Origin of the sequence: Streptomyces solincola (assembly GCF_002982015.1) — a bacterium.
GTDB classification, from domain to species: domain Bacteria; phylum Actinomycetota; class Actinomycetes; order Streptomycetales; family Streptomycetaceae; genus Streptomyces; species Streptomyces solincola.
On sequence record NZ_PVLV01000282.1, the window covers coordinates 1 to 5242 of the forward strand.

1 protein-coding gene is annotated in these 5242 nt (G+C 75.8%); it reads left to right on the top strand.

Annotated features, from left to right (window positions below; genetic code table 11):
• Positions 1 to 5242, top strand: a 5242-nt coding sequence (locus C6N75_RS18570; protein ID WP_146132607.1) for a type I polyketide synthase, incomplete at both ends; no start/stop codon positions are given.

Here is a 5242-nt window from a genome sequence, read left to right on the forward strand (position 1 = left end):
CACCGCGTACGCCCTGGTACGCCTGCCGGAGAGCGTCTCGGCCGCCGACTACGGGCTGCACCCGGCCCTGCTCGACGCCGCCCTGCACGCCCTGGCCGCCCTTGACGCCCCGCAGGACACCGAGCGGGACGGGGTCCTGCTGCCGTTCGCCTGGAGCGGGGTGGAGTGCCGGGCCGTGGGCGGCTCGACCCTCCGGGTCCGCATCGACCTGGACGACAGCCGCCGTTCCGCCCGGCTCTGGGCCGCCGACGCCCAGGGCGCCCCGGTGGCCCGGGTGCGCGGCCTCGAACTGCGCGAGGCCACCCGTGACCAGATCCGGGTCGCCGAACGCCTCGAGCACCTGTACGCCGTGGAGTTCCGCCCCCTGGCCCCGACGGACGACCAGCCCGGCGGCACCACCTGGGTGCTCGGCTCGCCCGCCCTCGCGGCCGGCGCGGACACCCCCGCCTTCGCCCACCTGGACGTCCTCCTCGCCCACCTGGACGCGGGTCACCCGGCCCCGGACCGGCTCCTCGTGGACGCCACGTCGCACCCGGACGCCGTACGGGAGACCGACGCGGACGCCGTACGGGAGGCCGCGCGGGCCGCCCTGACCGGCGCGCGGCGACTGCTCGGCGAACCGCGCCTGGCCGGCGCCGAACTGGTCTGGGTGACCAGGGACAGCGTGGCCGCCGCCGACGGCGACCGGCTCGACGGCGTCGCCCAGGCCGCCGTGTGGGGCCTGGTCAGGGCCGTGCGCGCGGAGCACCCGGACCGCCCGGTCCGCCTGGTCGACCTGGACGCGGGCCCCGCCGACCGCCCGGCGGTCCGGCGCGCCCTCGCCGCCTCCGGCGAACCGGAGACCGCCGTACGCGGTGACGCCGTGCTGGCCGCCCGGCTGGCCCCGATCACCCGGCAGGAGACCGCCGCTCCGGTAGCCGCCCTGGACGCCGGCGGCACCGTCCTCGTCACCGGCGGGACCGGCGACCTCGGGCTGCGCCTGGCCCGGCACCTCGTCCGCGAACACGGCGTCCGGCACCTGGTGCTGTCCTCCCGGCGCGGCCCCGACGCCCCCGGCGCCGACGCGGCCGTCCGGGAGCTGACCGCCGCGGGCGCGGCGGCGGTCCGCGTGACCGCCTGCGACACCGCCGACCGCGCGGCGCTCGCCCGGGTCGTCGCCGACATCGACCCCGCGCACCCGCTGACCGGCGTCTTCCACCTGGCCGGGGTCGTCGACGACGGCCTGCTCGCCGACCAGGACGCCGACCGCCTCGACCGCGTCCTCGCCCCCAAGGCCGCCGGCGCGGTGCACCTGAGCGAGCTGACCGCGGACCTCGGAGGCTGCGCGTTGGTGCTGTTCTCCTCCGCGTCCGGTGTGCTCGGCGGACCCGGCCAGAGCACCTACGCCGCCGCCAACGCCTTCCTCGACGCGCTGGCCGCCCGGCTGCGCGCCACCGGCCGCCCCGCGACCAGCCTCTCCTGGGGCATGTGGGAGCAGCGCCAGGGCACCGGGATGGCCGCCGGGCTCGGTCAGGCCGACGTCGCCCGGATGCGCCGCCAGGGCATCGGCGCGCTCACCGAGGCGCAGGGCCTGCGCGCCCTCGACGCGGCCCTCGCCGGGACCCGCGCCCACCTCGTACCGATCCGACTCGAACCGGCCGTGCTCCAGCGCGCGGTGGACCAGGGCACGGACCCGGCCGCCCTCGGCGGGCTGCTGCGCGGACTCGTCCGCCCCCGCCCCCGCCGCGCCGCCGACGGCCCGGCCGGCGAGGCCACCGGCCTGCGGGCCAGGCTCGCCGCGCTCCCCGCCGACGAGCGCAAGCGCACCCTGCTGCGACTGGTGCGCACCGAGAGCGCGGCCGTGCTCGGCGGCTCCGGCCCCGACAGCATCGGCGAACAGCAGGTCTTCACGGTCTACGGCATGGACTCCATGACCTCCGTGGAGCTGCGCCGCCGCCTCGCCGCCGAGACCGGGCTCTCGCTGCCCGCCACCCTCGCCTTCGACCACCCCACCCCGCTCGCCGTCACCGAGCTGATCCTGGACCGGCTCGCGCTGTCCGAGGCGCCGGCGCAGCCCGCCGCCGCCCCGCTCGCCGCCGCCCGGCACACCGCCGACGAGCCGGTGGCGGTCGTGGCGATGGCCTGCAAGCTGCCCGGCGGCATCGACACCCCCGAGCGCTTCTGGGACCTGCTCGCCGCCGGCCGCGACGCGATCGGCGGCTTCCCCGAGCGCTGGGACGCCCTCGACGTCTACGACCCTGACCCGGAGGCCGTCGGCAAGAGCTACTCCCGGCACGGCGGCTTCCTCCACCGCGCCGAGCACTTCGACGCCGCCTTCTTCGGCATCAGCCCGCGCGAGGCCGTCTCGATGGACCCGCAGCAGCGGCTGGTCCTCGAAGCCTCCTGGGAGGCGCTGGAGCGCGCCGGGCTGACCGCCGAGGCGCTCAGCGAGTCCCGCACCGGCGTCTACCTGGGCACCATGGGCTCCGACTACGGCAACCAGGGCGACCTGGACAGCCTCGACGGCTACTTCGGCACCGGCAACGCCGCCAGCGTCCTGTCCGGCCGGGTCTCCTACGCCCTGGGCCTCCAGGGCCCGGCCATGACCGTCGACACCGCCTGCTCCTCCTCCCTGGTGTCGCTGCACCTGGCGGCGCAGGCGCTGCGCGGCGGCGAGTGCGAGCTGGCGCTCGCCGGCGGCGTCACCGTGATGTCCACGCCCACCCCGTTCGTGGAGTTCTCCCGGCTCAAGGGGCTGGCCGCCGACGGCCGGTGCAAGCCGTTCTCCGCCGCCTCCGACGGCACCGGCTGGTCGGAGGGCGTCGGTGTGCTGGTGCTCAAGCGCCTGTCGGACGCCCAGCGGGACGGTGACCGCGTGCTGGCGGTCATCCGTGGGTCGGCGGTGAACCAGGACGGGCGCAGCCAGGGACTGACCGCCCCCAACGGCCCCTCCCAGCAGCGCGTCGTCCGCGACGCGCTGGCCGCCGCCCGGCTGTCGGCCGGGGACATCGACGCGATCGAGGCGCACGGCACCGGTACGTCGCTGGGCGACCCGATCGAGGCGGGCGCGCTCGCCGAGGTGTTCGGCCCCGACCGCCCCGCCGACCGCCCCCTCTACCTGGGCTCGCTCAAGTCGAACATCGGCCACACCCAGGCCGCCGCCGGAGTCGCCGGCGTCATCAAGATGATCCTGGCGCTGGAGCACGAGAAGCTGCCGCGCACCCTGCACGCCGAACAGCCCAGCACGCTGATCGACTGGGACGGCAGCGGACTGGAACTCCTCCAGGAGGCCCGCGACTGGCAGCGGGACGCCGACCGTCCGCGCCGTGCCGGTGTCTCCTCCTTCGGTCTGAGCGGCACCAACGCGCACGTGGTGCTGGAAGAAGCACCGGTACGGGACACCGAGCCTTCGGAAGCGCCGGACGGCCCGTACCCCGTTGTCGTCTCGGCGCAGACCGAGCCGGCCCTGCGTGCCCAGGCCGCCGCCTGGGCCGACTGGCTGGAGCGCGCCCCGCAGACCCCGCTCGCCGACGTCGCGCGCACCGCCGCCCGGCACCGTACGCACTTCGAGCAGCGCGCCGCGATCACCGCCGCCACCGCGCAGGAGGCCGCCGCGCTCCTGCGGGCCGTGGCCGGGGGCGACCCGAACCACCCCGACGTCTCCCTGGACACCACCACCGACGGCGACCTCGCGGTGCTGTTCACCGGTCAGGGTGCTCAGCGGCTGGGTATGGGGCGTGGGTTGTATGGCGCCTTTCCGGTGTTCGCGGCCGCGTTCGACGCGGTGTTGGAGGCTTTGGGTGGTGGGTTGCGTGAGGTGGTGTGGGGTGAGGACGTCGAGCGGCTGAACCGCACGGAGTACGCCCAGCCGGCCCTGTTCGCCGTGGAAGTGGCGTTGTTCCGGTTGTGGGAGTCGTGGGGGGTTCGCCCTCGGGTGGTGGCCGGGCATTCGGTGGGTGAGATCGCGGCCGCGCATGTGGCCGGGGTGTTGTCGTTGGCGGATGCGGCCCGTTTGGTGGTGGCGCGTGGCCGGTTGATGCAGGGCTGCGAGCCCGGGGGCGTGATGGCGTCCGTGGAGGCGTCGGAGTCGGAGGTGCTGGAGGTCCTGGCCGGGATCGAGGGTCGGGTGTGTGTGGCCGGGCTCAACACCCCGGTCCAGACCGTGGTCAGCGGGGATGTGGCCGCGGTGGAGGCGGTACGTGAGCGGTTCGCCGTGCTGGGCCGGCGTACTCGCCGTCTGGAGGTGTCGCACGCCTTCCACTCGGCCCATATGGATTCGATGCTGGCGGAGTTCGGCACTGTCGTCGCTGATCTCGACTTCGCGAAGCCGGAGTTGACGGTTGTCTCGTCGGTGACGGGGGAGCGGGTGTCGGCGGGGGAGTGGTCGGACCCGGCGTACTGGGTGCGGCAGGTCCGCGAGCCGGTGCGTTTCCTGGACGCCGTGCGCGCGGTGGAGGCCGAAGGGGTCGGTCGCTATCTGGAGTGCGGTCCGGGGGCCGTCCTGTCGGTGATGGCGGCGGGTTGTGTCGCGGAGGACTCCGCCGGGCGGTTCGTCGCCTCGCTGCCCCTGCGCAAGGGCGAGACGGACGAGGCGCGGGCGCTGCTGCGCACGGTCGGCGCACTGCACGCCGCCGGACAGCCCGTCGACTGGGACGCTGTCCTCCCCGCCACCGCCACCCTGGCCGAGCTGCCCACCTACGTCTTCCAGCGCGAGCGCTACTGGCTGGAGGTCTCCTCCGGCCGTTCCGGGGACGTCCGCGCCGCCGGGCTGGAGTCGGCCGGGCACCCCTGGCTGGGTGCCGGTCTGTCGCTGGCCGGTGCGGACGGCGGCGAGGTGTTCACCGGCCGGCTGTCGGCCGGCGAGCTGAGGTGGCTGGCGGACCATGCCGTCTTCGGGACGGTGCTGGTGCCGGGCACGGGTCTGCTGGAGGTGGCGCTGGCCGCCGCCGAGCGGGTCGGCGCGGCCGGTGTCGGCGAGCTGACGGTGCTGGAACCGCTGGTGCTGCGCGGTGGGGAAGCCGTGCGCATCCAGGTGCGGATCGGCGAGGCCGCCGACCACGGCAGCGACCGCACCGTCGAGATCCACAGCCGCCCCGAGAACGCCCCCGAGACCGACTGGAGCCTGCACGCGCACGGCACGCTGCTCGCGAGCCCCTCTGGTGACGACGAGGCCGTGGACCTCACCCAGTGGCCCGCGCCCGGGGCCGAACCGGTCTCCCTGGACGGCTACTACGACGGTCTGCGCGCGCTCGGCCTGGAGTAC